This window comes from Nonomuraea monospora (genome assembly GCF_039531895.1).
GTDB classification, from domain to species: domain Bacteria; phylum Actinomycetota; class Actinomycetes; order Streptosporangiales; family Streptosporangiaceae; genus Nonomuraea; species Nonomuraea monospora.
Window position 1 is genome coordinate 1 of the sequence record NZ_BAAAQX010000051.1, and the last position, 23,755, is coordinate 23,755.

Below are 23,755 nucleotides of genomic sequence, written 5' to 3' on the forward strand. Positions count from 1 at the left end.
CTCACGTGTTACTCACCCGTTCGCCGCTCGAGTACCCCGAAGGGCCTTTCCGCTCGACTTGCATGTGTTAAGCACGCCGCCAGCGTTCGTCCTGAGCCAGGATCAAACTCTCCAAACAATGTCTGGATTATTCATCCGAGCAAAATCCATCAAGAAACATGTCTTGACGAGGTGTTGCATGAAAAATCATGCACTGGCTTTTGACACACTGTTGAGTTCTCAAGAAACGGACGCGTACTTCCTCACCAGGCCCGCTCCCGCGGCCCCCGCTCGGAGGCGTTCATTTCGTCGTTGTGGTCTTAATTCTTTCAGCCGTTCAAGTTCCTGTCAAATTGACCGGACTTGCTCGACCTGCGGGAATTAATTCCTGCCCCCTTTCGGAGACAACCCCTCTAACTTACCAGCCCTTCGACCGATCTGCGAATCGATCTCTGAACCGGCGCGCCACGAGGGATTACCGACATGCGTGACACAACACACCAAAGTCACCGGAGTGAAGGAGGAGGGTTGCGCCGCACCGCGTCGGCTCCTAAAGATTAGCAGCGCTTCCCGATGCTCGGGCCGGTTCGCTCGCTTCTCCGGCAACAGAACGATCACGACCGAACATAGACTCCCCACGTGAGCAGCAACACGCCGCCAGTGGCGAAGAAGGTCCCCACGGAGCGCACCCATCACGGCGACACCGTCATCGACGAGTACGCCTGGCTGAGCAACAAGGAAGATCCAGACACGACCGCATATCTGGAGGCGGAGAACGACTTTCTCAAGCAGCAGACCGCTCATCTGGCCGACCTCCAGGAGCAGGTGTTCCAGGAGATCAAGGGCCGCACGCAGGAGACCGACCTGTCCGTGCCCAGCCGCAAGGGCCGGTGGTGGTACTTCACCCGCACCGAGGAGGGCAAGCAGTACGCCGTCTCCTGCCGCGTCCCCGCCGACAGCGACGCGCCCCCGGAGATCACCCCCGGCGCCAGGCTCGACCGCGAGCAGGTGATCCTCGACGGCAACGAGCTGGCCGGCGACAGCGCGTTCTTCTCGGTCGGCACCAGCTCCGTCACCCCCGACGGCACGATGCTGGCGTTCTCGACCGACTACAAGGGCGACGAGCGGTTCACGCTCCGGTTCAAGAACCTGGAGACGGGCGAGCTGCTCCCCGACGAGATCACCGACATCTTCTACGGCGGCGCCTGGGCGGCCGACGGGTCGGCGTTCTTCTACACGCGCGTGGACGACGCCTGGCGCCCCTACCAGGTCTACCGGCACACCCTGGGCACCCAGGAGGACGTGCTGGTCTACGAGGAGAACGACGAGCGTTACTGGGTTGGCATCGGGCTGACCCGCAGCGAGAAGTACCTCGTGCTGGGCGCGGGCAGCAAGATCACCAGTGAGGTCCGGATCCTCGACGCCGCCGACCCCTCCGGCGAGTTTCAGGTCGTCCGCCCCAGGAAGACCGGCGTCGAGTACGGCATCGAGCACGCGGGCGACTTCTTCTACGTGCTGCACAACGAGAACGCCGAGAACTTCGAGCTGGCCACCGCCCCCCTCGACGACCCGGGCACGTGGACCCCGCTGATCGCGCACCGCGACGACACCAGGCTCCTGGAGATCGACGCGTTCTCCGACCACGCCGTGGTGCACTTCCGCCGCGACGGCCTGACGGGGCTGCGCGTGCTGCCCTACAGCGGCGCGGGCGACACCTGGCGCGACCGGGTGGAGGCGTCCGAGCGGAACGCGTACGAGATCGACTTCCCCGAGCCCCTGTACGACGTCGGCCCCGCAGGCAACCCCGAGTTCACCACCACCCGGCTGCGGCTGGCGTACACGAGCATGGTCACCCCGCCCAGCGTGTACGACTACGAGCTGGACAGCCACGAGCTGATCCTGCTCAAGCAGCGCCCGGTGCTCGGCGGCTACGATCCCGCCGACTACGAGCAGTTCCGCGAGTGGGCGACGGCCGAGGACGGCACGAAGATCCCCGTGTCGATCGTCAAGCGCAAGGACTCCGCCAAGCCGGCGCCGACCGTGCTGTACGGGTACGGCAGCTACGAGACCTCCATCGACCCCGGCTTCTCCGTGCCGCGGCTGTCGCTGCTCGACCGCGGGTTCGTCTTCGCGGTCGCGCACGTGCGGGGCGGCGGCGAGATGGGCCGCCGCTGGTACGAGGACGGCAAGCTGACCAGGAAGCGCAACACGTTCACCGACTTCGTGGTCGTGGCCAGGCACCTGAAGGCGTCCGGCTGGAGCGACAGGATCGTGGCGCGGGGCGGCTCCGCGGGCGGCCTGCTGATGGGCGCGGTGACGAACCTGGCGCCTGACGTGTTCGCGGGCGTGGTGGCCGAGGTGCCGTTCGTGGACGCGCTGAACACCATCCTCGACCCGTCGCTGCCGCTGACCGTGATCGAGTGGGACGAGTGGGGCGACCCGCTGCACGACCCCGAGGTGTACGCCTACATGAAGGGGTACTCGCCCTACGAGAACGTGGACGGCAGGCCGTACCCGCCGATCCTGGCGATCACGAGCCTCAACGACACGCGCGTGCTCTACCACGAGCCGGCGAAGTGGATCGCGAGGCTGCGCGCCACGGCGCAGGGCGGGCCGTTCCTGCTGAAGACGGAGATGGGCGCGGGGCACGGCGGCCGCAGCGGGCGTTACGACGCGTGGCGGGAAGAGGCCTTCGCGCTGTCGTGGATCATCGAAAGGGGCACGTCATCATGACCTACCAGGCCGACGAGCGGCGTTACGAGCGCCAGCCGTACAACCGCAGCGGGCGCAGCGGGCTGAAGCTGCCGGCGGTCTCGCTGGGCCTGTGGCACAACTTCGGCGACAACCGGCCGATCGAGAACTCGCGGGCGATCCTGCGCCGGGCGTTCGACCTCGGGGTGACGCACTTCGACCTGGCCAACAACTACGGCGTGCCGTACGGCTCGGCGGAGCGCAACTTCGGCCGGATCCTGCGCGAGGACTTCCTCCCGTACCGGGACGAGCTGATCATCTCCACCAAGGCCGGGTACGACATGTGGCCAGGCCCGTACGGCGAGTGGGGTTCGCGCAAGTACGTGCTGGCCAGCCTCGACCAGTCGTTGCGGCGCATGGGCCTGGAGTACGTGGACGTCTTCTACAGCCACCGTCCCGACCCTGAGACGCCGCTGGAGGAGACGATGGGCGCGCTGGACCGGGCGGTGCGCTCGGGCAAGGCGCTGTACGCGGGCGTCTCCAACTACTCGCCGGAGCAGACCGCGCAGGCCGCGCGGATCATGCGGGAGCTGGGCACGCCGCTGCTCATCCAACAGCCGTCCTACTCGATGATCAACCGCTGGATCGAGGACGGGCTGCTGGACACCCTGGAGGAGGCGGGGATGGGCTGCATCGTGTTCTCGCCGCTGGCGCAGGGGCTGCTGACCGACCGGTACCTGGACGGGGTGCCGGACGACTCGCGGGCGGCGACCAGCCGGTTCCTGAGCGCCGACCGGATCGACCGGGATCTGGCGCGCGACCTCAACGAGATCGCGAAGACCAGGGGGCAGAGTCTGGCTCAGATGGCGCTGTCGTGGGCGATGCGGGACCCGAGGGTGACGAGCGTGCTGATCGGCGCCAGCAGCGTCGAGCAGCTTGAGGCCAACGTGGCGTGCGTGGACGGCCCGGCCTTCACGGAGGACGAGCTGGCCGCCATTGACAAGGTCACAGAGCCTCGTTCCGCTGCAGGTAGGTGAAGGCGGCCCAGCCCGGCAGTACCGGCAGCCAGAACGTGAGCAGCCGGTACAGCAGCACGGCCGAGGTGGCCAGCTCGGGCCGCACGCCCGCGACCGTCAGGCCGCCCACGAGTGCGACTTCGACCGCGCCCAGACCACCGGGTGTGGGCGCGGCGGAGCCGATCGCGTTGGCCGTGAGGAAGACGACCGCGACGGCGGTGAAGCTGAGCGTGCCGCCGAACGCGGCCACGCAGGCGTCGAGGCAGACGATGAAGGCCAGCGTGATCGAGAGCGTCCCCGCGCACGCCTCGACCATCTTGCGCGGCGACTGGAGCACGTCGAGCAGGCGCGGCAGCACGTTCGAGAAGAGCTTGCGCAGCCGTGAGGTGACCAGCCTGCGCAGCGGCGGCACGCCGAGCACGGCGACGACCAGCACCGCGACCCCGAGCAGCACGAGGACGAGCCCGCGCGACGGGGTGAACGAGGTGGCCGTGGTCGAGCCGGTGATGTAGGCGAACAGCGCCAGCAGCAGGATGTGGAAGACCAGCATGATGAGCTGGGAGGCGCCGACGCTGGCGACCGCGCTGGCCGGGTGGATCCCGCGTTTTTGCAGGTAGCGGGTGTTGATGGCGACGCCGCCCACGGCGGCGGGCGCGACGAGCTTGACGAACGAGCCCGCGAACTGCGCCAGCACGGTGCGCCAGAGCGGCAGGCGTTCGGGCACGAAGCCGCGCAGCATGAACGCCGCGGCCACGTAGCTGGCGAACGAGGCCAGCAGCGCCAGCCCCGACCAGGCCCAGTTGGCCGTGGTGATCACGTGGTAGACGTCCACCTGGCTGAGCTGGTAGAGCACGACGTAGGCGGCGAAGGCGCTGGCGATGATGGTGATCAGGGTGCGGGGGCGGAAGCGTTCGAGGCGTACCTCGTCGACCTTGCTCTGTGGCTTGAGTGCGACGATGTGCTCGCGGATGCCCGGCAGCACGTTCTTGGCCTTGGCCACCGCGGAGCGGGTCTCCCTGGTCAGCGCGATCTGCTGGAGCAGCGGCATGGCGGCGGCCAGCGCGTCGGGGCCCATGACGTCGGCGGCGGCGCGGACCGAGCGCTCGGGGCCGACGCGCAGCGCCAGGTAGGTGAGGAGCTGGGCGACGTCGAGCCGGAGCAGCAGGTCTCCGGCGGCGACCTCGCCGCTGCGCGCGTCGGTGAGCACGACGCGGCCCGCCCCGTCGAGGTGGATGCTGTCGCCGGTGAGCCGCCGGTGTGCCAGCCGCTGGATCTGCAGCAGCTCGACCTGCTCCCAGATCTGGGCGAGCAGCTCGTCGTCGATCTCGGCGTCGGGCACCTCGTCGAGGGGGCGGGTCTCGATGTGCTCGTAGGCGAGCAGCGCGGCCTCGGTGCCGATCTCGCTGGTGCCGAGCAGGCGCGGGGTGCTGGCGCCGGCGGCCTGGGCCGCGTACGCCATGAGGGCCTCGCGTTCGAGCTCGGCGCGCAGCGATCTGATGGCGCGGCGCCTGGTCTCGGAGTTGAGCCTGATGCGCCGCCACAGCCGGTACGGCAGGCCGGCCACCTGCCGGTCGCGGTCGAGCACGGTGACGTCGAGGCTGGAGCCGTCCTTGAGGCCGATGGCGTAGCGGCGGCTGCCCTGGTGGTCGTCCTCGACGCGGCGGGCGGAGACGGGCGCGAACGACAGCTTGCGCAGGGCCGCGACGACGGCGTTGCCCGGGGGGCGGGTGTTGGGGCTGCCGACGCCGTACAGGGTGGCGTAGCCGATGGCCATGCCGACCAGGACGGTGACGATGGCGCTGGGGATGGTGATCTGGCGGCCGGAGAAGAGGGCCAGGATGTAGAGCGCGATGGTGGTCCACATCAGCATCCGCCAGGTGGGGCGGCGGGAGATGCGGACTGCGGTGGAGTAGGCGATGACGGAGGTGAGCAGCGTGTTGAGCGGCTCGATGGTGCGGTCGCCGGTGAGCAGGACGCGCAGGTCGTCGACGTTGCCCGCGACGAGCCACTGCCCGAGCAGGAACGAGCCGGCCATGCCGACGATGGCGGCGATCAGCCCTTCTGCGACGCGCAGGCCGTCGCGGTGGAAGACGCGTTCGACGGCGAAGGCGGTCGGCACGATGAGTACGGCGGCGCCGCCGAGGAAGGCGGCGATCCTGCTCAGCAGGGGGACGAGCTCAGCGCCCTCCTTGACGTCGGCCTCCAGGCCGATGAGGGTCTGCTTGGCGACCAGGGCGAGCAGGATGACCGCGCCGAGCACGATGAGCGTGGCGAAGAAGCGCAGCAGGTCGGAGGGGCGGCGCAGGCGGTGGGGCAGCAGCGGCTCGACGACGTAGACGTCGTCGTTGCCTGTGCTGTTCCCCGTGCTCTGCTCCGCGCTGTCGCCTGCGCGCGACTCGGCCACGGCCGGCTCCCCTTCCGCGAGGCCCTCCGTGTCTTCTCGTTCCCTGATTTCGGCCACCGCCAGCGATTCCACACCTTCCTGCGCCGGACCGTAGGATCTCTGACTTCCAGTGTGCTCAATCGTCCCCGCAGTGTCGCACGGGGCAGGCTACACGGTGCACTTCCCACTGTTCACCTCTGAATTCCCGGTGGTGGGGGACGTAAGCTGTGTCGCATGTCGGGTGAATTGAGGGTTTTGGGGGCATGTCCGCTGGACTGCCCGGATACCTGCTCCTGGGTGGTGACCGTCGAGAACGGCCGGGCCGTCAAGATGCGCGGCAACCCCGACCAGCCCTACACCCGGGGCGCGCTCTGCGTGAAGGTCAACCGTTACCTGGAACACACCCAGGCCCAGGACCGCATCCTGTACCCGCTGCGCCGCACCGGCCCTAAGGGCTCCGGCCAGTTCGAGCGGATCACCTGGGAAGAGGCGCTCGACGAGATCTCCGTACGGCTGCGCGGCATCGTCGAGGAGCACGGCGGCGAGGCCATCTGGCCCTACCTGGGCACCGGCACCCTCGGCTACCTCCAGGGCTGCGAGGGCGTGGCGGGCCGCCGGTTCTGGAACCTGCTGGGCGCCTCCAGGCACTGGCTCAACATCTGCTCCGCCGCCGGCAACGCCGGGCTGCGCCGCACGCTCGGCACCGCCGCCGGCATGGACCCGGAGAACTTCGCGCTGTCCAAGCTGATCCTGCTCTGGGGCACGAACACGCTGACCAGCGGCCACCACCTGTGGAAGTTCATCCAGGACGCGCGGGCGGACGGCGCGCACGTCGTCGCCATCGACCCCATCCGCACCAGGACGGCCGACCAGGCGGACGAGCACCTGGCGATCAGGCCGGGCACCGACGGGGCGCTCGCGCTGGGCCTGCTCAACGTGGTGCTGTCCGAGAACGCCCAGGACGAGGAGTTCCTCGCCGAGCACACCGAGGGCTGGGACGACTTCCGCGAGGAGATCCTGCGCCACCCGGTCGAGCGAGTGGCGGAGATCACCGGGATTCCCGCCGAGGCCGTCCACAGGCTGGGGATGCGGCTCGCGCACACCCGCCCGACCGCGCTGCGCGCCACGCACGGCCTGCAGCGGCACGCGGGCGGCGGCGCCGCGCTGCGGGTGATCTCGGCCATCCCCGGCGTCACCGGCGACTGGCGCCACCCCGGCGGCGGCATCGCCTTCTCCACCAGCGACCACGTGCACCTGAACGTGGACCGCCGCGACGACCTGCTGGCCGCGCCCGTGCGCACGCTGACCATGACGAAGGCGGCCTCGCAGCTGGAGTCGGTGAAGTGCTTCTGGGTGTACGCGGCCAACCCGGTCGGCTCCTCCCCCGATTCCAACGCCATCAGGCGGCAGCTCGAGCGCGAGGACCTGTTCACGGTCGTCATGGAGCACTTCCCGACCGACACCGTCGACTACGCCGACATCGTGCTGCCCGCGACCATGCAGACCGAGCACCACGACCTGCACGCCGGCTACGGGCACCTGTACCTGCTGTGGAACGAGCAGGCCGTGCGGCCGCCCGGCGAGTGCCTGTCCACGACGGAGACGTTCCGCCGGCTGGCCGCCCACATGGGGATGACCGAGCCGTCGCTGTACGACTCGGACCTGGAACTGGCCGAGCAGCTCCTGACCAGCGGCCACCCCTCCCTGGAGGGCATCACCCTGGACAGGCTGCGCAAGGAGGGCTGGGTGCGGATGAACTACCCGCGGCCCTTCACGCCGTTCGCCGAGGGCTTCCCGACGCCGTCCGGGCGGCTGCGTTTCCCGCCCGCGGGGAAGGCGTTCGTGCCGTCGTACACGGCGGCCTCGGCGGGCGGCTCGCCGTACCCGCTGACGCTGGTCACGCCCGCCTCGCACACGTTCCTCAACACCACGTTCGGCAACAACCCCGAGCTGCTGCGGCGCGCCAAGGAGCCGACGGTGCTGGTCAACCCGGCCGACGCGGCGGCGCGCGGGCTGGAGGACGGCCGGCGGGTGCGCGTGCACAACGACGGCGGCGAGTTCCTGGCGGACGTGGAGATCAGCGACCGGGTGGCGGCCGGGGTGGTGGCCACGCCGAAGGGCCGCTGGCCCAAGCTCAGCCCCGGCGGCGCCAACCCGAACGCGGTCGTGGCCGAGCGGGACGCCGACATGGGCAGGGGGCCCGGCTTCCACGACAACTTCGTGGAGATCAGTCCAGTTTGAGCTTGTAGCCGACGTGGGAGTCGGTGAAGCCGAGGCCGTCGTAGAAGCGGTGCGCGTCCGTACGTGACTTGTCGGAGGTGAGCTGCACCATCGCGCAGCCGCGCGCCCGCGCCCTGTCGATCGCCCACGCGATCATCTTGCGGCCCAGGCCCTGTCCCCTGGTCGAGGCGGCGACCCTGACGGCCTCGATCTGGCACCGCTCCGCTCCCAGCCGCGACAGCCCCGCCAGGTAGGTGAGCTGCATCGTGCCCACCACCTTGCCGTCGCGCTCGGCGACGATCAGCTCGTCGTACGGGTCGGCGTCGATCCGCTCGAACGCCGCCAGGTAACGCGCGTCGTTCGGGTCGCCCTCGCGCTGGGCGCCGAGCGGGTCGTCGGCCAGCATCGCCACGATGGCCGGCACGTCCCCGGCGCGCGCCTGCCTGAAGACCAGGGACAGCACGTAGTGGGACTCCATGAGGTCCGGGTTGGACGGCAGAGCCATCACCTTGCCGCTGCGCGTGAAGCCCTTGCGCGTGTACAGGGCGCGGGCGGCGTGGTTGCGGTCCACCGCCCACAGGCCGATCTCCTCGGCCCCGGTCGTCCTGGCCCACTCGACGGCCGCGTCCACCAGCCGCGAGCCGACCCGCTCCTTCCTGGCCTCGGGCGCCACCCACATGGACAGCAGGTGGGCCGCGCCCTCCTCCAGGAGCACGCACACCAGCCCCAGGTCGGCGCCGTCGCGGGTGGCGACCCACCAGCGCCCCTCGGGGTTCGCCAGCCGTTCCGCCCACTTCTCCGGGGGGAACTCGACCTCGCGGCCGTAGGAGGAGCCGAACGCGTCCGGATCCTCCCGCAGGGCGCGCAGCCGCACGTCCCGCAGTCGCTCGCCGTCACCCGCACCAAGCCGCACGATCTCGATTTCCCGCATGGGGCGAATCATGCCAGTTTCCCAGGGACAGCTCAGGGTCGGACCCCGATGCCCGCGGGGGAGGCCGGAAGGCAGCATGAAGGCATGAACGAAATCAGTAGACGCGACGAGGTATCGCTGTCCGGCGCCGCTCTGCGCGGCGCCCCTTGGAAGACCGCCGCCGTCAGCGGCGGCGTCGCGACCGCCGTCAGCTACGGGGTGGGCCTGCTCACGGGCGGCGCCGGCCTGGTGTGGTCGCTCGGCCTGGGCATCAGCCTGTTCGCCCTGGTGGCCGCCATCGGCGCGGTGTCCAAGCCGAACGAGGGCGACCGGGTGACCCGGCAGGCGCGCCTGTGGGCGCTCAAGCATCCGTTCAAGTTCGCGCTGCTGCCCGCCGGCATCGTGGCGCTGCTGGACTATCCGGTGCAGCTCGTGCTCGACAGCGAGGGGGTGTTCGGGTCGGCCTGGGACGCCCTGTGGCACGGCGCGCTCGTCTACCTGATCGCCGGCGTGCTGACGCTGACGCAGCAGGGACGAGCGCGCTCCGCCCGGTGACCCTACTGACCCTCCCGTTACTGGCCCTCCCGTTCCGCCTGGCTCCTGCACACGCAGAACTCGTTGCCCTCCGGGTCGCGCAGGGTGACCCAGCCGGTGCCGTCGGGCCGGCGATGATCCTCGAAGACGGTCGCGCCGAGCCCGACGAGCCGCTCGACCTCCTCGTCACGGGTGCGGCCCTCGGTGCCGTTGACGTCGAGGTGCACCCGGTTCTTGCCGGACTTGCCCTCCGGGACGCGGATGAACAGCAGGAACGGGTCCTGGTGGGTGCGCAGCATCACCTCGTCGTCGCCCGGCTTGTCCCCCTCTCCGAGAGGAAGCCCGGTGGCCTCGCTCCACCAGCTCGCGATGGCGTACGGGTCTGCGGCGTCGATGGTGACGGCGTGGATTTCGATCATCTGTCCCACAATAGACACTCAGGCCAGGGTCTTGAGCCCGATGACCCCGGCCAGGATCAGCGCGATGGAGATGAGCCGCGCCGGTGACACCTGGTCGCCCATGGCGATCATGCCGAGCAGCGCGGTGCCCGCCGCGCCGACGCCGGTCCAGACGGCGTAGGCGGTGCCGACCTCCAGCGACTTGAGCGCGTACGCGAGCAGGCCGAAGCTGAGCACGGCCGTGGCCAGGAACGACAGCGTCCACCCCAAATGGGTGAAGCCGTTGCTGAGCTTGAGCGACAGTGCCATGGTGACCTCGAAGAGGCCGGCCAGCACGAGGACGATCCACGCCATGTGAAGCACTCCCTGAAAGACGAGACTGACTGGAGTGCGTCGTCTTGGCGTTCCGGGTACGGCGCGTCTCGTCCGGGAGCTGCTCATGCGCTCATCTGGGTGAACGTGCGGAATGCAGCGGTCATTCCCACCAGATGGTGACCCACCGGTCGCGTGGCACCGGCCACATGCCGAGCTCCGCCGCCGTCGCCGCCACCTCGTCCGCGCGCGAGGGGTCGAGGCACACCCTGCGCACCGCGCTGGCGGCCAGCTCCTCGAGTGACATGAAACGTTCCAGCGGGGCTTCCCTCTCCTCCACCTGGACGTTGAAGCCGAGCGCCGCCGCGAGGGCCACGCAGTCCTCGGCGATGGGGCGCACCGGCCGGTCGACGCCGTGGAAGTGCTGCCACAGCGGCGTCATCCAGCTCATCGGGTGGCGGTGCGGCAGCTCCAGCACCACCCGCCCCTGCGTGCGGGAGTCGAGCGCGAGCAGGAAGTCGGCCAGGTCGGGCACGTTGTAGACGACGTGCGCCGCCACCGCCGCGTCGGCCATCGGCACCTGGTCGCTGACGTCGGGCCAGCGGCCCTCCACCGTCGTGACGGGCACGCCCAGCTTCTCCGCCCTGGCCGTCAGCCCTTCGAGCATGGAGGTGGAGGTGTCGACCGCGTAGAGGTGGCCGATGCGCTCGTGCAGCGGCAGGGAGGCGGCTCCGGGGCCCGAGCCGACGTCGAGCAGCGTGCCCTTCTCTGGCAGCGCCTCGGACAGCCGGGTCATGGTGGGGCCGTCGTCCGGCTCGGCCAGCGCCCTGTCCGTACGGGTGCCGAACCTCTCCGGCGAGTGGCTCCACGGATCCAGGGGTGCCTTGGCCAGGATCTCGTCCGGAATCGCCCAGGATTCCAGGCGTTCCCGCCACCGGGCGGCGAGTTCTGCGGCGTCCATGGAGATGAGCATGCCACGCATATGACGGGTTACCCGCGGGTAGCATTTCAGAGTAAGGTTACTCACCAGTAGAAATGCCTCGGTTCAAGGAGATCGACGCCCATGGGCCACTACAAGAGCAACGTGCGTGACCTGGAATTCAACCTCTTCGAGGTCTTCGGCAGAGGCGAGATCCTCGGCACCGGGCCCTTCGCGGAAGTGGACGAGGACGTCGCACGCAGCGTGCTGGACGAGGTGAACCGCCTCTCGACCGGCGTGCTCGCGGACTCTTTCGAAGAGGGTGACAGGCACCCGCCCGTGTTCGACGCGGCCACCTCGACCGTGAAGGTGCCCGAGGGCTTCAAGAAGTCGTACCAGGCGCTGGTGGACGGCGGCTGGGCGCACCTCGACCTGCCCGCCGACCTGGGCGGCCCCGGCATCCCGCGCAGCCTGGCCTGGGCCACGGCCGAGATGGTGCTGGGCGCCAACCCCGCCCTGTACATGTACGCGGCCGGCCCCAACTTCGCCTACACGCTGTGGAAGGTCGGCACGCCCGAGCAGAAGCGCTTCGCCGAGCTGGCCATCGAGCGCAACTGGGGCGCCACCATGGTGCTCACCGAGCCCGACGCGGGCTCCGACGTCGGCGCCGGCCGGACGAAGGCGGTGCGCCAGCCCGACGGGACCTGGCACATCGAGGGCGTCAAGCGCTTCATCACCAGCGCCGAGCACGACATGACCGAGAACATCTTCCACCTCGTGCTGGCCCGCCCCGAGGGCCACGGCCCCGGCACCAAGGGCCTGTCGATGTTCCTCGTGCCGAAGTACCACGTGGACCTGGAGACCGGCGAGCTCGGCGAGCGCAACGGCGCCTACGTCACCAACGTCGAGAAGAAGATGGGCCTGAAGGTCTCCACGACCTGCGAGCTGACCTTCGGCGACCAGCACCCCGCGATCGGCTGGCTGGTCGGCGAGGTGCACGAGGGCATCAAGCAGATGTTCATGGTGATCGAGCACGCCCGCATGATGGTCGGCACCAAGGCCATCGCCACGCTCTCCACCGGCTACCTCAACGCCCTGGAGTTCGCCAAGTCCCGCGTCCAGGGCGCCGACCTGGCCAGGATGGCCGACAAGGCCGCGCCCCGCGTCACCGTCACCCACCACCCCGACGTGCGGCGCGAGCTGATGCTGCAGAAGTCGTACGCCGAGGGCATGCGGGCGCTGGTGCTCTACACGGCCACCTTCCAGGACACCCTGCTCGCCGACCCGGACGACCGGCACGCCGCCGCCATGAACGACCTGCTGCTGCCCGTCGTCAAGGGCGTCGGGTCCGAGCGGTCGTACGAGCTGCTCTCCCGCTCCCTGCAGACCCTCGGCGGCTCCGGCTACCTCCAGGACTACCCGATCGAGCAGTACATCCGCGACGCCAAGATCGACTCCCTGTACGAGGGCACCACCGCGATCCAGGGCCAGGACCTGTTCTTCAGGAAGATCCTGCGCAACCAGGGCGCCGCGATCGGCGCGCTGCTGGCCGAGATCAACGAGTTCGCCGCGTCCGAGGCGGGCAACGGGCGGCTCAAGGAGGAGCGCAAACTGCTCGCCGAGGCCGCCGCCGAGGTCAAGGCCATGGGCGACACCATGGCGGGCTGGGCGCTCGGCTCGCTGGAGGCGCCGAAGGAGGTCTACAAGGTCGGGCTGAACACCACCCGGTTCCTGCTCTCCCTCGGCGACCTGATCATCGGCTGGCTGCTGCTGCGCCAGGCCGAGGTGGCGCTGGGCAAGCTCGCCTCCGGCGAGGACCCGTTCTACCTGGGCAAGGTGGGGGCGGCCTCGTTCTTCGCCAAGACCGTGCTGCCCCGGCTGGCCGCCGAGCGGCGCGTGCTCACCGCCACCGACCTGGAGCTGATGGAGCTGCCGGAAGAGGCCTTCTGAGCCACACCTCACTGCCACCCGCGGCAGTCACCACCGGCAGGGCGCCCGACCGCGAGCGGGCGCCCTGCCGCCTTGTGTAGCGTCCTGGGCATGAGCTCCTCCCCCCACGACCACCCCCTGCCGCCGCCGCGCGTCGAGGAGGTGTCCGACGGTGTGTACGCCTACGTACAGCCCGACGGGAGCTGGTGGATCAACAACACCGGGTTCCTGGCCGGCCGGCGCGGCGTCATCGTCATCGACGCCTGCTCCACCGAGCGCCGCACGCGCGCCTTCCGCCAGGCCATCGGCAAGGTCACCGACCGGCCGATCACCACGCTGCTCAACACCCACCACCACGGCGACCACACGTTCGGCAACTGGCTGTTCCCCGAGGCCACGATCGTCGGCCACGAGGGCGTCCGCGAGCAGATCATCGCCGACGGCGTCCCCGCCTACCGCGCCGCGTGGTCGGCCGAGGTCGAGTGGGGCAAGATGGAGCCGACCCCGCCGTTCCTGACCTTCACCGACCGCGTCACGCTGCACTCCGACGAGCTGCGCTGCGAGGTGCGGCACGTCGGGCACGCCGCCCACACCACCAACGACTCCTACGTGTGGATCCCGGAGCGGCGGGTGCTGTTCGCCGGCGACCTCATCTTCAACGGCGGCACGCCGTTCGTGCTGATGGGCTCGGTGGCCGGGGCGCTGCGGGCTATCGAGCAGCTCAGGGGGCTCGGGGCCGAGACCGTGGTGCCAGGGCACGGTGAAGTGTGCGGGCCGGAGGCGTACGAGCCGGTGGAGGGCTACCTGCGCTTCGTGCAGGACGTCGCCAGACGCGGCAAGGAGGCGGGCCTGACGCCGCTGGAGGCCGCCACGCGGACGGACCTCGGCGAGTGGGCGGGCCTGCTCGACCCGGAACGCATCGTGGGCAACCTGCACCGCGCCTACGCCGAGCTCGACGGGCGACCTCTGGGCGCGCCGATCGACCTGGTCACCGCCGTGCTCGACATGATCACCTACAACGGAGGCCAGCCATTGTCGTGCCTCGCGTGAGACCCGGGGGATACCCGGGTATGACCGTCGCTGTACTCGCCGTTTGCGTGGAGGTTGTCATGGGGGTCGGGGTAAGCATCTTCTTCCTCACGCTTGGCGCCATCCTGAGGTTCGCGATCGAGCCCGACGTGTTCGGGCAGAGCGTGCACATGGACGTCATCGGGCTCATTTTCATGATCGTCGGTGGCGTGGGAGTGGTGCTCAGCATCGTGCTGGCCCCCAGGAGGGGCCAGACCTCCGACAACAGGCTGATGCACCGCGAGAACAACCCGCCCGAGGTCTAGCGGCGTCCAGAGGCGTCTAGAGGCTCAGCTGCACGGCGGCGCGACTGGCGAGGATCGGCCTGATGGTGTCGGCGATCACCTTCTGGTGGTCGGGGTGGTCGCGGTAGACCAGGTAGTCGTCGACGCTGTCGAAGTCCGCCACCACGGCGTACTCGTGGTTGCCCTGGTTGATGCCCGCGTCCTCGCCCACCGTGTACGCCCGGAGCTCCGGGATCAGGCCGGGGAGTTTTCCCAGCTCAGCGGTGACGGCGGCCTTCTGCTCGGCCGTGGCGGCCTCGGTCCAGGTGAACAGCACGATGTGGCGAATCATGTTCGCCACCCTATCGAGGTATTTCCTGAGCCCCTGGCCGCTCTGTATCGGTGGGTGCGGGCGTCCCCGCCGTACGGCGATCGCCGGGAGAGGGGTCCTCCCGGCGGTCGCCGTACCACTTCAGCTCCAGGCGAGCATGCGCAGCGGGTCCTCCAGCATCGCGCCCACGTCCGCCAGGAAGCGCGAGCCCAGCTCGCCGTCCACCATGCGGTGATCGAACGAGAGCGACAGGGTCGCCACCTTGCGGACCGCCAGCTCGCCGTCCACCACCCACGGCATGTCCCTGACCTGGCCGACCGCCAGGATCGCGGCCTCACCCGGGTTGATGATCGGGGTGCCGCCGTCCACGCCGAAGACCCCGACGTTGGTGATCGTGAACGTGCCGCCGGACATCTCGGCGGGCTGGGTGCGGCCCGCCCTGGCCGTCTCGGTGAGCGCGGCCAGCTCCTTCGCCAGAGCGGGGAGCGAGAGGTCCTGGGCGTCCTTGATGTTGGGGACCAGGAGGCCTCTGGGGGTGGCGGCCGCTATCCCCAGGTTGACGTAGTGCTTGATGACGATGTCCTGGTCGTCCCAGGTGGCGTTGATCGCCGGGTGGCGCTTGACGGCGGTCAGGACGGCCCTCGCGACGAGGAGCAGGGGGCCCACCTTGACGTCGGCGAAGTCCTGGAGGGTGCGCAGGCGGTGCACTGCCTCCATGGTTCGCGTCATGTCCACCTGGAGGAACTCGGTGACGTGGGGGGCCGTGAAGGCGCTGGTGACCATGGCCTGGGCGGTCGCCTTGCGGACGCCCTTGATGGGGATGCGCTCCTCCCGCTGGGCGGTCACCGCCGGGGCCGGTTGCTGTACGGGTTCTTGGGCCGCCGCGTGGACGTCGTCTCGGGTGATCGAGCCCTGGGGGCCCGTGCCGGTGATCGTGACCAGGTCCACGCCCAGGTCCTTGGCGAGCTTGCGCACGGGCGGCTTGGCCAGGACCGCCACCCGGCCGGGCGGCGAGACGGCTGGGGCTGGAGCTGGGGCGGGCGGGGTGTCCACCTCCACCCGGGACGGGTTGGCCACCGGGTTGGCGGGGATGCCGGACTGCTTGCGGGCCCGCCGCTTGGTCGCGCCGACCTTCACCCCGTAGCCGACCAGGACCGCCTGCCGCTCCTCCTTGGGCGCAGGGCTGCCGTGAGCGCCGGGCTCCACCGCGCCCTCCGCGGGCGGCTTCGGCACCATGTCGTCGGCCAGGGCGGCCCGATCATCCGACCCTGACACCGGAGAAGGCGCCTCGCCCTCCTCCACCGTGTCGACGGCGATGATCGCGACACCCACGTCGACCGTGTCGCCCTCACCGGCCATCAGCCCCGCCACCACCCCGTCCCACGGGATGGGCAGCTCGACGATCGACTTGGCCGTCTCGATCTCCACCACGATCTGGTTGACCTTGACCGCGTCACCCGCCTTGACGTGCCAGCGGACGATCTCGGCCTCCGTCAGCCCCTCGCCGACGTCGGGAAGCTTGAACTCGCGTCGCATCGCGCAACCCCCTCAGTACCCGAAGGTCCGGTCGACGGCGTCGAGCACGCGGTCCAGGTCGGGCAGGTAGTGCTCCTCCAGCTTGGACGGGGGGTAGGGGGTGGAGAAGCCGCCGGCCCGCAACACGGGCGCTTCCAGGTGGTAGAAGCACTGCTCGGTGATCCTGGCGGCCAGCTCGGCGCCGAAGCCGCTGTTGACGGGCGCCTCGTGGACGACCACGACCCGCCCGGTGCGGCGCGCGGACTCCATCACGAGCGGCTCGTCCAGCGGGTTGAGCGAGCGCAGGTCGATGACCTCCAGTGAGCGCCCGTCGTCCTCGGCCGCCGTCGCGGCCTCCAGGCAGGTCTTGACCATGGGGCCGTAGGCCAGGAGCGTGACGTCGGCGCCGGGCCGGACGACCTTGGCCGAGTGCAGCGGGGCCCACCAGTCGGTGGAGGAGGTGTCGACGTCGGCCTTCTCCCAGTAGCGGCGCTTGGGCTCGAAGAAGAGCACCGGGTCGTCGCTGCGGATGGCCTGCTGGATCATGGTGTAGGCGTCGGCCGGGTTGGAGCAGGCGACGACGCGCAGGCCGGCCGTGTGGGTGAAGTACGCCTCGGGTGACTCGCTGTGGTGCTCGACCGCGCCGATGCCGCCGCCGCAGGGGATGCGTACGACGACCGGCAGCTTGATCGCGCCCAGCGAGCGCATCGGCATCTTGGCGAGCTGCGTGATGATCTGGTCGGCGGCCGGGAAGACGAAACCGTCGAACTGGATCTCGCACACCGGCCGGTAGCCGCGCAGCGCCAGCCCGATCGCGGTGCCGATGATGCCCGACTCGGCGAGCGGCGTGTCGATCACGCGGTCCTCGCCGAAGTCCTTCTGCAGCCCGTCGGTGACGCGGAACACGCCGCCCAGCTTGCCGACGTCCTCGCCCATGATGAGGACCTTGGGATCGTCCTCCATGGCCTTGCGCATGCCCTCGTTCAGGGCCTTGGACAAACTCAGGACCGTCATCGCTCGAACCCCTCCAAGTACGCGGCGAACTGGGCGCGCTCCTGGTCGATCAGGGCGTGGGGCTCGCGGTAGACGTGGTCGAAGATGTCGAGCGGCTCGGGGTCGGGCATGGCCAGGCAGCGCCTGCGCAGGTCGGCGCCGAGCTGGTCGGCCTCGCCGTCCACGGAGTCGAAGAAGGCCTGGTCGGCCTGCTCGTTCTTGAACAGGTACGCCTTGACCCGCTCGATCGGGTCCTTGAGCTTCCACGCCTCCAGCTCGCTGGCCACGCGGTAGCGCGTGGGGTCGTCGGTGGTGGTGTGCGCGCCCATCCGGTACGTGTACGCCTCGATGAGCGTCGGCCCCTGCCCGGTACGGGCGGCTTCGAGCGCCTTACGGGTGACGGCGAGGCAGGCGAACACGTCGTTGCCGTCGACCCTGATGCCCGGGAAGCCGAAGCCGGAGGCCCGCCGGTAGAGCGGGATGCGGGTCTGCTTCTCCAGCGGCTCGGAGATGGCCCACTGGTTGTTCTGGCAGAAGAACACGATCGGCGCGTTGAACACGCTGGCCCAGATGAACGACTCGTTGACGTCGCCCTGGGAGGTGGCGCCGTCGCCGAAGTAGACGATGGTCGCCGCGCTGGCGTCGTCGCGCTGGATGCCCATGGCGTAGCCGACCGCGTGGAGGGTCTGGCTGCCGATCACGATCGTGTAGAGGTGGAAGTTGTGCTCCTTGGGGTCCCATCCCCCGTGGTTGACACCCCTGAACAGGCCCAGCAGCTTGACCGGGTCGACGTCGCGGCACCACGCCACGCCGTGCTCGCGGTAGGTGGGGAAGGCCATGTCGGTGTCGGTGAGCGCGCGGCCCGAGCCGATCTGGGCGGCCTCCTGGCCGAGCAGCGAGGCCCAGATGCCCAGCTCTCCCTGGCGCTGCAGGGCCACGGCCTCCAGGTCGATGCGCCGGACGAGCACGAGGTCGCGGTAGAGCGACCGGATCTCCTCCGGGGTCAGGTCGATGTCGTAGTCGGGATGCTCGACCCGCTCGCCCTCGGGGGTGAGCAGCTGGACGAGCTCAGGAGACGATGCTCCCGAGGCGTCTATGGTCATGCGCCACTCCTGCTGGTCAGGGGCCGGACTATGTGATGGGGTTGCCACCTTAGGCCAGCCTTACCTAACGACGAACCGAGAGGTGGTGGTTCGTACGCTTTTGGGGCCATCGTGGCAGACGTCACAGCCCTGTGCGCAAGCCCCATGTCCTCCCCGTTCCCGTTGTGGTCGCAGCCACACGCGCCGGTAGGCTGTGCTTCCCATCCACCCACCGCTCCCAGGAGGAACGCAGTGGCCCGCGTCATCGTGGACGTCATGTTGAAGCCCGAGATCCTCGATCCGCAGGGCCAGGCCATCGCCAGGGCGCTGCCCAGGCTCGGCTTCTCCGGCGTCGCAGCCGTCCGGCAGGGCAAGCGCTTCGAGGTCGAGCTCGACGGGCCCGCCGACGACGCCGCGCTCGAAGAGGTGCGCAAGATGGCGGAAACGCTGCTGGCCAACACCGTCATCGAGGACTACAGCGTCCGGGTCGAGGGCTAAGGCACATTTGCCGCCCCGATTTCCCCTGGGGCGGTTAAAGCCCGGTTGCGACGTGCCACAATGCCACGGGCGTGCCAACACTAAATAACAACAACGTGATTTTGCGGTTAGCCCCGTTTTCTCAGGGAAACCTACTCCAGGTGAGATTCCGGCGCCCGGAGGAGTCCGGTGGATATTGAGTTCTCGTTGGCACTGCCTCGGGATGCGATCGGCATACCGATGGTCAGGCGAGTGCTAGGTGACGCCATGCGTTCACTCAACGTGAGCGAGACATGCATCGCCGACATGCTGCTCGCCGTCTCCGAGGCATGCTCCAACGCGGTCCGGCACGGAGGGCCGGCCAACCGCTACGAGGTGACGGCGGCCATCGGCGCCGGCCAGGTCGACGTGCGCGTGGCCGACAACGGTGTCGGCGTTCCGTCGATGCCGCACCACTTTCCGCCACCCGACACCGAGAACGGCCGCGGCCTGCTGATCATGCGCTCCGTCGTCGACGAGATCTCCTTCGGCGTCACGCCCGGCCGGGGCACCACGGTCCACCTGCGCAAGCACCTCGCCTGGGACGACGGCGCGAAGGCCCGTCCCCGCGAGCTCGCCGCCGTCTGACCCCGCATCCCCACCGCCGTCAGGCCGCGCGTGTCCGCTGCCGTCCCCTTGTCGTCTGACCTGCGTGTCCGCTGGATCGCCGAGTCGATGCCGACCACCGGGGAGCACCCGATAACCTGATGTCACCGCCGTCCGCCCCGAAGGGACGGTGGTGCGCGCGCGCATTCCTCCGGAGGGGACGACAGTCATGAGCGCTGCCCGTGTGGGCGTAGTCACGTTTCCAGGAACTCTCGACGACCAGGACGCCGCCAGAGCCGTTCGCCTGGTGGGCGCGGAGGCGGTCCCGCTGTGGCACGCCGACCACGACCTGAAGGGGGTCGACGCCGTCTTCCTGCCCGGCGGCTTCTCCTACGGCGACTACCTGCGCTGCGGAGCCATCTCGCGCTTCGCGCCGCTCATGGAGGAGCTCGTCCCCGCCGCCAGGGCGGGGCTGCCCGTGATCGGCACCTGCAACGGGTTCCAGATCCTGTGCGAGGCGCACCTGCTGCCCGGCGCGCTGACCCGTAACGCCTCGCTGCACTACGTCTGCCGCGACCAGCGGCTCAAGGTCGAGCAGCCCGCCACCGCCTGGACGAACTCGTTCACCCCCGGCCAGGAGATCGTGCTGCCGATCAAGCACGGCGAGGGCCGCTACGTGGCCTCCGACGACACGCTGGCCGCGCTGGAGGCGGGCGGTCACGTGGTGTTCCGCTACGTCGGCAACCCCAACGGCTCGCTCAACGACATCGCCGGCATCCGCAACGAGGCGGGCAACGTCGTCGGCCTCATGCCGCACCCCGAGCACGCCGTCGAGGAGCTGGTCGGCGCGCCCAGCACCGACGGCCTGGGCATCTTCACCTCCATCCTGAAGAACCTGGTGAACGCATGACAGACAGTGTGAAGCGGGCGGCGGAGACTCCCGACGAGCCGATGCCCTTCGCCGAGCTGGGGATGAAGCAGGACGAGTACGACCGGGTCAAGGAGATCCTGGGTCGCCGTCCCACCGGCTCCGAGCTGGCCATCTACAGCGTCATGTGGTCCGAGCACTGCTCGTACAAGTCGTCCAAGGTGCACCTGAAGCAGTTCGCCACCAAGGCGCCCAAGTCCGAGGCGCTGCTCGTGGGCATGGGCGAGAACGCCGGCGTGGTGGACATCGGCGACGGCTGGGCGGCCACGTTCAAGATCGAGAGCCACAACCACCCGTCCTACGTCGAGCCGCACCAGGGCGCGGCCACCGGCGTCGGCGGGATCGTGCGCGACATCATGTCGATGGGCGCGCGCCCCATCGCCGTCATGGACGCGCTGCGCTTCGGCGCCGCCGACGCCGTGGACACCCGCCGGGTGCTGCCCGGCGTGGTGGAGGGCATCAGCAGCTACGGCAACTGCCTGGGCCTGCCCAACATCGGCGGCGAGGTCGTCTTCGACCCCTGCTACATCGGCAACCCGCTGGTCAACGCCCTGTGCGTGGGCCTGCTGCGCAAGGACCAGATCAAGCTGGCCACCGCGCCCGGCCCCGGCAACAAGGTGGTCCTGTTCGGCGCGTCCACCGGCCCCGACGGCATCGGCGGCGCGTCCGTGCTGGCCAGCGCCACGTTCGAGGACGAGTCGCAGGCCAAGCGGCCCGCCGTGCAGGTCGGCGACCCGTTCATGGAGAAGCTGCTCATCGAGTGCTGCCTGGAGCTGTACGCGGCCGACGTGGTCGTCGGCATCCAGGACCTCGGCGCGGCCGGCGTCTCCTGCGCCACCACCGAGCTGGCCGCCAAGGGCACCGGCGGCATGACCGTCGACCTCAACCTGGTCCCGCTGCGCGACCCCTCGCTCAGGCCCGAGGAAATCCTCATGAGCGAGTCGCAGGAGCGCATGATGGCCGTCGTCCGCCCGGACGACATCGCCGCGTTCATGGCGATCTGCGAGCGGTGGGACGTGCCCGCCACCGTCATCGGCGAGGTCACCGACACCGGCCGCCTCGTCATGACGTGGGACGGCGAGATCATCGTCGACATCCCGCCGGGCACCGCCGCCGACGACGGCCCCGTCTACGAGCGGCCCTTCCACGAGCCCGCCGGGCAGGCCGCCCTCAACGGCGACACGCCCGACCGGCTGGAGCGCCCCGCCGACCTGCGGGCCACCCTGCTCAAGCTGCTCGGCTCGCCCAACCTCGCCTCCAAGTCGTGGGTGACCGACCAGTACGACCGGTACGTGCGCTCCAACACCGTGCTGGCCCAGCCTGCCGACGCGGGCATGCTGCGCATTTCGGAGGCCATCGAGGGCGCGGAGCCGACGACGCGCGGCATCGCGCTGTCCACCGACGGCAACGGCCGCTACGCCAAGCTCGACCCGTACGCGGGGGCGCAGCTCGCGCTCGCCGAGGCGTACCGGAACGTGGCCGTGACCGGCGCCAAGCCGCTGGCCGTCACCAACTGCCTCAACTTCGGCTCCCCCGAGGACCCCGAGGTCATGTGGCAGTTCGCCGAGGCCACCCGCGGGCTGGCCGACGCCTGCAGGGCGCTCGGCGTGCCCGTCACCGGCGGCAACGTCTCCTTCTACAACCAGACCGGCTCCACCGCCATCCACCCGACGCCCGTCGTCGGCGTGCTCGGCGTCATCGACGACGTGGCCAAGCGGGTGCCGTCCGGGTTCACCGCCGAGGGGCTGCGCGTCGTGCTGCTCGGCGACACCGGCGCGGAGTTCGGCGGCTCCGAGTGGGCCCACGTCGAGCACCACCACCTGGGCGGGCTGCCGCCGCACGCCGACCTGGAGGCCGAGCAGGCGCTGGGCACCGTGCTGGTGGAGGCCGCCAAGCGGGGGCTGCTGGAGGGGTCGCACGACCTGTCGGACGGCGGGCTGGCCATCGCGCTGGCCGAGGCGTGCCTGGCCCGGGGGGTGGGGGCCGAGGTCGAGTTGACCGGTGACGCGTTCACCGACCTGTTCAGCGAGTCCGCGGCTCGGGCGCTCGTCGTGGTGCGGGCCGAGGCTTACGAGGAGTTCGCGTCGTTGTGCGGGCGGCATGATGTGCCGTGTTACGGGCTCGGGGTGACCGGCGGGGAGTCGCTGGTCGTCAAGGGCGCGTTCGAGATCTCCGTCGAGGAGTTGCGGGGGGCGCACACGGCTGCGCTTCCTGCGCTGTTCGGCTGACGGGTTGTTCAGGAGGGCCGGTACGGGGTTCCGTGCCGGCCCTTCCGCGTGTCGTTACGCCTTCTTCAGGCAGACGACGTAGACGGTGCCGCTGACGCTGGTGCCGTTGTTGCCGCCACCGTGGGTGTAGGTCTCGGCCTGGGCGGAGGGCGAGGCCGACGGGGCGGCCTGCCGGTTGTAGTCGTTGCCGCCGCCGTTGTCGTCCTTGGCCACGGTGACGGTCCAGCTGTTGCCGGAGGAGGGCGCGCTGCCGGTGACGACCGCGTTCTTGAGCGTGCCGAACGAGAAGCCGCCGCCGGTCACCAGGCCGCCGCTGCCGCAGCTCGCCGTCTCGGAGCCGGTGCTCCTGATGGATTCCTGCTTGACGTAGGTGGTGTAGTTGGCGCCGCTGCCGGGCTCGCCCTTGGGACCCTCGGGGCCGCGCGGGCCGGTGTCGCCCTTCGGCCCCTGCGGGCCGGTGGCGCCGGTCTTGCCGTCCTTACCGTCCTGGCCGGGCTTGCCGGGAAGGCCGTCCTTGCCGTCCTTACCGTCCTTGCCGGGCAGTCCGTTCTTGCCGTCCTGGCCAGGCTTGCCGGGAAGGCCGTCCTTGCCGTCCTTGCCCGGCAGGCCGTCCTTGCCGTCCGCGCCCTTCGGACCCTGCGGGCCCGCGACGCCCTGCTTGCCCTGCGGCCCGACCGGCCCGGTCTCGCCCTTGGGGCCCTGGACGCCCTGCTTGCCCTGCGGCCCCGCCGGGCCGCGCTCGCCCTGGCGGCCCTGCTCGCCCGTCTGGACGGTGGTGGTCGAGGTGCCGGAGCCGCCGATCAGGATCCGCTCCTCCGTCTTCCTGCACTTCGTCGTGGGGTTGACGATGCGCGCGTACCGCGTCTTCTTGTGCACGCAGGCGTGCACCTCGGCGGCGGAGGCGGACGAGGCGGTGGCGACGCCGCCCACGGTGAGAAGCGAGGCGGCCAGCGCTCCGACGGCGGCGAGCGTGATCGTGCGCCCGCCTCGAACCTTGATAGCCACGGTTTTCCTTCCAGAGGAACGAGTGATG

At 70.0% G+C, this 23,755-nt stretch carries 21 protein-coding genes, 1 rRNA gene, 1 pseudogene and 1 riboswitch; of the genes and pseudogenes, 11 read left to right on the forward strand and 12 right to left on the reverse strand.

Features of this window, described 5'->3' with window-relative positions:
• A 16S ribosomal RNA gene (locus ABD331_RS54170) occupies nucleotides 1-118 on the reverse strand; the annotation flags it as partial.
• A 500-nt stretch (nucleotides 119-618) separates the two neighbouring features.
• Here ABD331_RS54170 and ABD331_RS54175 point away from each other — a divergent pair.
• Both ABD331_RS54175 and mgrA read left to right on the forward strand, forming a co-directional pair.
• A complete protein-coding gene (locus ABD331_RS54175; RefSeq protein ID WP_344494252.1) occupies nucleotides 619-2,712 on the forward strand; it encodes a S9 family peptidase in 2,094 nt (697 codons plus the stop codon).
• Nucleotides 2,709-3,707 carry an L-glyceraldehyde 3-phosphate reductase gene (gene mgrA, locus ABD331_RS54180; protein ID WP_344494254.1) on the forward strand — a complete coding sequence of 333 codons (999 nt, stop codon included), beginning with the start codon at nucleotides 2,709-2,711 and terminating at the stop codon, nucleotides 3,705-3,707. The genes ABD331_RS54175 and mgrA overlap by 4 nt, the downstream gene beginning before the upstream one ends.
• On the opposite strand, the gene ABD331_RS54185 is transcribed toward mgrA, so the two are convergent.
• Entirely contained in the window at nucleotides 3,676-6,090 is a 2,415-nt protein-coding gene (locus tag ABD331_RS54185; protein WP_344494256.1) for a flippase-like domain-containing protein, read from the reverse strand. The two genes, mgrA and ABD331_RS54185, sit on opposite strands and share 32 nt — an antisense overlap.
• Before the next feature lie 213 nt (nucleotides 6,091-6,303).
• On the opposite strand from ABD331_RS54185, the gene ABD331_RS54190 reads away from it, so the two are divergent.
• A complete protein-coding gene (locus ABD331_RS54190; protein ID WP_344494258.1) occupies nucleotides 6,304-8,310 on the forward strand; it encodes a molybdopterin-containing oxidoreductase family protein in 2,007 nt (668 codons plus the stop codon).
• Here ABD331_RS54190 and ABD331_RS54195 read toward each other — a convergent pair.
• Both ABD331_RS54195 and ABD331_RS54200 read right to left on the reverse strand, forming a co-directional pair.
• Entirely contained in the window at nucleotides 8,297-8,767 is a 471-nt protein-coding gene (locus tag ABD331_RS54195) for a GNAT family N-acetyltransferase (protein WP_262380308.1), read from the reverse strand. The two genes, ABD331_RS54190 and ABD331_RS54195, sit on opposite strands and share 14 nt — an antisense overlap.
• Nucleotides 8,768-8,809: 42 nt before the next feature.
• A pseudogene (locus ABD331_RS54200) lies at nucleotides 8,810-9,298 on the reverse strand (GNAT family N-acetyltransferase); the annotation flags it as partial.
• Between the two features lie 6 nt (nucleotides 9,299-9,304).
• Here ABD331_RS54200 and ABD331_RS54205 point away from each other — a divergent pair.
• Nucleotides 9,305-9,754, forward strand: coding sequence for a hypothetical protein (locus ABD331_RS54205; protein ID WP_344494260.1), 450 nt, complete (start codon nucleotides 9,305-9,307; stop codon nucleotides 9,752-9,754).
• A gap of 17 nt (nucleotides 9,755-9,771) precedes the next feature.
• On the opposite strand, the gene ABD331_RS54210 is transcribed toward ABD331_RS54205, so the two are convergent.
• From ABD331_RS54210 to ABD331_RS54220, 3 genes are all read right to left on the reverse strand, one after another.
• Nucleotides 9,772-10,152: a VOC family protein gene (locus ABD331_RS54210; protein WP_344494262.1), complete on the reverse strand. Its 381-nt coding sequence runs from the start codon at nucleotides 10,150-10,152 to the stop codon at nucleotides 9,772-9,774.
• Between the two features lie 18 nt (nucleotides 10,153-10,170).
• Nucleotides 10,171-10,485, reverse strand: a complete 315-nt coding sequence (locus tag ABD331_RS54215) for a DMT family transporter (RefSeq protein ID WP_344494264.1) — start codon at nucleotides 10,483-10,485, stop codon at nucleotides 10,171-10,173.
• 33 nt (nucleotides 10,486-10,518) lie between these two features.
• A riboswitch (guanidine-III (ykkC-III) riboswitch) is annotated at nucleotides 10,519-10,581 on the reverse strand.
• A 25-nt stretch (nucleotides 10,582-10,606) separates the two neighbouring features.
• Nucleotides 10,607-11,404 carry a class I SAM-dependent methyltransferase gene (locus ABD331_RS54220; protein ID WP_344494266.1) on the reverse strand — a complete coding sequence of 266 codons (798 nt, stop codon included), beginning with the start codon at nucleotides 11,402-11,404 and terminating at the stop codon, nucleotides 10,607-10,609.
• A gap of 102 nt (nucleotides 11,405-11,506) precedes the next feature.
• Between ABD331_RS54220 and ABD331_RS54225 the strand changes: the two genes are divergently transcribed.
• The 3 genes from ABD331_RS54225 to ABD331_RS54235 all read left to right on the forward strand — a co-directional run bounded on the left by ABD331_RS54225 (nucleotide 11,507) and on the right by ABD331_RS54235 (nucleotide 14,625).
• Nucleotides 11,507-13,312 carry an acyl-CoA dehydrogenase gene (locus ABD331_RS54225; protein ID WP_344494268.1) on the forward strand — a complete coding sequence of 602 codons (1,806 nt, stop codon included), beginning with the start codon at nucleotides 11,507-11,509 and terminating at the stop codon, nucleotides 13,310-13,312.
• 90 nt (nucleotides 13,313-13,402) lie between these two features.
• Nucleotides 13,403-14,341, forward strand: a complete 939-nt coding sequence (locus ABD331_RS54230; RefSeq protein ID WP_344494270.1) for an MBL fold metallo-hydrolase — start codon at nucleotides 13,403-13,405, stop codon at nucleotides 14,339-14,341.
• Between the two features lie 59 nt (nucleotides 14,342-14,400).
• Nucleotides 14,401-14,625 (forward strand): hypothetical protein, encoded by a 225-nt coding sequence (locus ABD331_RS54235; RefSeq protein WP_148441311.1) that lies wholly within the window; start codon nucleotides 14,401-14,403, stop codon nucleotides 14,623-14,625.
• Between the two features lie 16 nt (nucleotides 14,626-14,641).
• On the opposite strand, the gene ABD331_RS54240 is transcribed toward ABD331_RS54235, so the two are convergent.
• From ABD331_RS54240 to pdhA, 4 genes are all read right to left on the reverse strand, one after another.
• Nucleotides 14,642-14,935 (reverse strand): Dabb family protein, encoded by a 294-nt coding sequence (locus tag ABD331_RS54240; RefSeq protein WP_344494273.1) that lies wholly within the window; start codon nucleotides 14,933-14,935, stop codon nucleotides 14,642-14,644.
• Nucleotides 14,936-15,055: 120 nt separating this feature from the next.
• Nucleotides 15,056-16,450 carry a dihydrolipoamide acetyltransferase family protein gene (locus tag ABD331_RS54245; RefSeq protein ID WP_344494274.1) on the reverse strand — a complete coding sequence of 465 codons (1,395 nt, stop codon included), beginning with the start codon at nucleotides 16,448-16,450 and terminating at the stop codon, nucleotides 15,056-15,058.
• A 12-nt stretch (nucleotides 16,451-16,462) separates the two neighbouring features.
• Nucleotides 16,463-17,443, reverse strand: a complete 981-nt coding sequence (locus tag ABD331_RS54250; protein ID WP_344494276.1) for an alpha-ketoacid dehydrogenase subunit beta — start codon at nucleotides 17,441-17,443, stop codon at nucleotides 16,463-16,465.
• Nucleotides 17,440-18,525: a pyruvate dehydrogenase (acetyl-transferring) E1 component subunit alpha gene (gene pdhA, locus ABD331_RS54255; protein ID WP_344494278.1), complete on the reverse strand. Its 1,086-nt coding sequence runs from the start codon at nucleotides 18,523-18,525 to the stop codon at nucleotides 17,440-17,442. Before pdhA ends, ABD331_RS54250 begins: the two co-directional genes overlap by 4 nt.
• Before the next feature lie 231 nt (nucleotides 18,526-18,756).
• On the opposite strand from pdhA, the gene purS reads away from it, so the two are divergent.
• The 4 genes from purS to purL all read left to right on the forward strand — a co-directional run bounded on the left by purS (nucleotide 18,757) and on the right by purL (nucleotide 22,722).
• Nucleotides 18,757-19,002 carry a phosphoribosylformylglycinamidine synthase subunit PurS gene (gene purS / locus ABD331_RS54260; protein WP_148441306.1) on the forward strand — a complete coding sequence of 82 codons (246 nt, stop codon included), beginning with the start codon at nucleotides 18,757-18,759 and terminating at the stop codon, nucleotides 19,000-19,002.
• Nucleotides 19,003-19,221: 219 nt separating this feature from the next.
• On the forward strand, nucleotides 19,222-19,608 hold the full coding sequence (locus ABD331_RS54265) for an ATP-binding protein (RefSeq protein WP_344494281.1): 387 nt from the start codon (nucleotides 19,222-19,224) through the stop codon (nucleotides 19,606-19,608).
• 187 nt (nucleotides 19,609-19,795) lie between these two features.
• Nucleotides 19,796-20,476: a phosphoribosylformylglycinamidine synthase subunit PurQ gene (purQ, locus tag ABD331_RS54270; RefSeq protein ID WP_148441304.1), complete on the forward strand. Its 681-nt coding sequence runs from the start codon at nucleotides 19,796-19,798 to the stop codon at nucleotides 20,474-20,476.
• Nucleotides 20,473-22,722, forward strand: coding sequence for a phosphoribosylformylglycinamidine synthase subunit PurL (purL, locus tag ABD331_RS54275; protein WP_344494283.1), 2,250 nt, complete (start codon nucleotides 20,473-20,475; stop codon nucleotides 22,720-22,722). The genes purQ and purL overlap by 4 nt, the downstream gene beginning before the upstream one ends.
• Nucleotides 22,723-22,776: 54 nt before the next feature.
• On the opposite strand, the gene ABD331_RS54280 is transcribed toward purL, so the two are convergent.
• Nucleotides 22,777-23,727, reverse strand: coding sequence for a collagen-like domain-containing protein (locus ABD331_RS54280; protein ID WP_344494285.1), 951 nt, complete (start codon nucleotides 23,725-23,727; stop codon nucleotides 22,777-22,779).
• Between the last annotated feature and the right edge of the window lie 28 nt (nucleotides 23,728-23,755).

Bases quoted from the DNA above. Each gene is read 5' to 3' on its own strand.
- mgrA (WP_344494254.1), top strand. From the start codon at position 2,709: ATGACCTACCAGGCCGACGAGCGGCGTTACGAGCGCCAGCCGTACAAC.
- ABD331_RS54190 (WP_344494258.1), top strand. From the start codon at position 6,304: ATGTCGGGTGAATTGAGGGTTTTGGGGGCATGTCCGCTGGACTGCCCG.
- ABD331_RS54195 (WP_262380308.1), bottom strand. From the start codon at position 8,767: ATGGAGTCCCACTACGTGCTGTCCCTGGTCTTCAGGCAGGCGCGCGCC.
- ABD331_RS54205 (WP_344494260.1), top strand. From the start codon at position 9,305: ATGAACGAAATCAGTAGACGCGACGAGGTATCGCTGTCCGGCGCCGCT.
- ABD331_RS54210 (WP_344494262.1), bottom strand. From the start codon at position 10,152: ATGATCGAAATCCACGCCGTCACCATCGACGCCGCAGACCCGTACGCC.
- ABD331_RS54215 (WP_344494264.1), bottom strand. From the start codon at position 10,485: ATGGCGTGGATCGTCCTCGTGCTGGCCGGCCTCTTCGAGGTCACCATG.
- ABD331_RS54220 (WP_344494266.1), bottom strand. From the start codon at position 11,404: ATGGACGCCGCAGAACTCGCCGCCCGGTGGCGGGAACGCCTGGAATCC.
- ABD331_RS54225 (WP_344494268.1), top strand. From the start codon at position 11,507: ATGGGCCACTACAAGAGCAACGTGCGTGACCTGGAATTCAACCTCTTC.
- ABD331_RS54230 (WP_344494270.1), top strand. From the start codon at position 13,403: ATGAGCTCCTCCCCCCACGACCACCCCCTGCCGCCGCCGCGCGTCGAG.
- ABD331_RS54235 (WP_148441311.1), top strand. From the start codon at position 14,401: ATGGGGGTCGGGGTAAGCATCTTCTTCCTCACGCTTGGCGCCATCCTG.
- ABD331_RS54240 (WP_344494273.1), bottom strand. From the start codon at position 14,935: ATGATTCGCCACATCGTGCTGTTCACCTGGACCGAGGCCGCCACGGCC.
- ABD331_RS54245 (WP_344494274.1), bottom strand. From the start codon at position 16,450: ATGCGACGCGAGTTCAAGCTTCCCGACGTCGGCGAGGGGCTGACGGAG.
- ABD331_RS54250 (WP_344494276.1), bottom strand. From the start codon at position 17,443: ATGACGGTCCTGAGTTTGTCCAAGGCCCTGAACGAGGGCATGCGCAAG.
- pdhA (WP_344494278.1), bottom strand. From the start codon at position 18,525: ATGACCATAGACGCCTCGGGAGCATCGTCTCCTGAGCTCGTCCAGCTG.
- ABD331_RS54265 (WP_344494281.1), top strand. From the start codon at position 19,222: ATGGTCAGGCGAGTGCTAGGTGACGCCATGCGTTCACTCAACGTGAGC.
- purQ (WP_148441304.1), top strand. From the start codon at position 19,796: ATGAGCGCTGCCCGTGTGGGCGTAGTCACGTTTCCAGGAACTCTCGAC.
- purL (WP_344494283.1), top strand. From the start codon at position 20,473: ATGACAGACAGTGTGAAGCGGGCGGCGGAGACTCCCGACGAGCCGATG.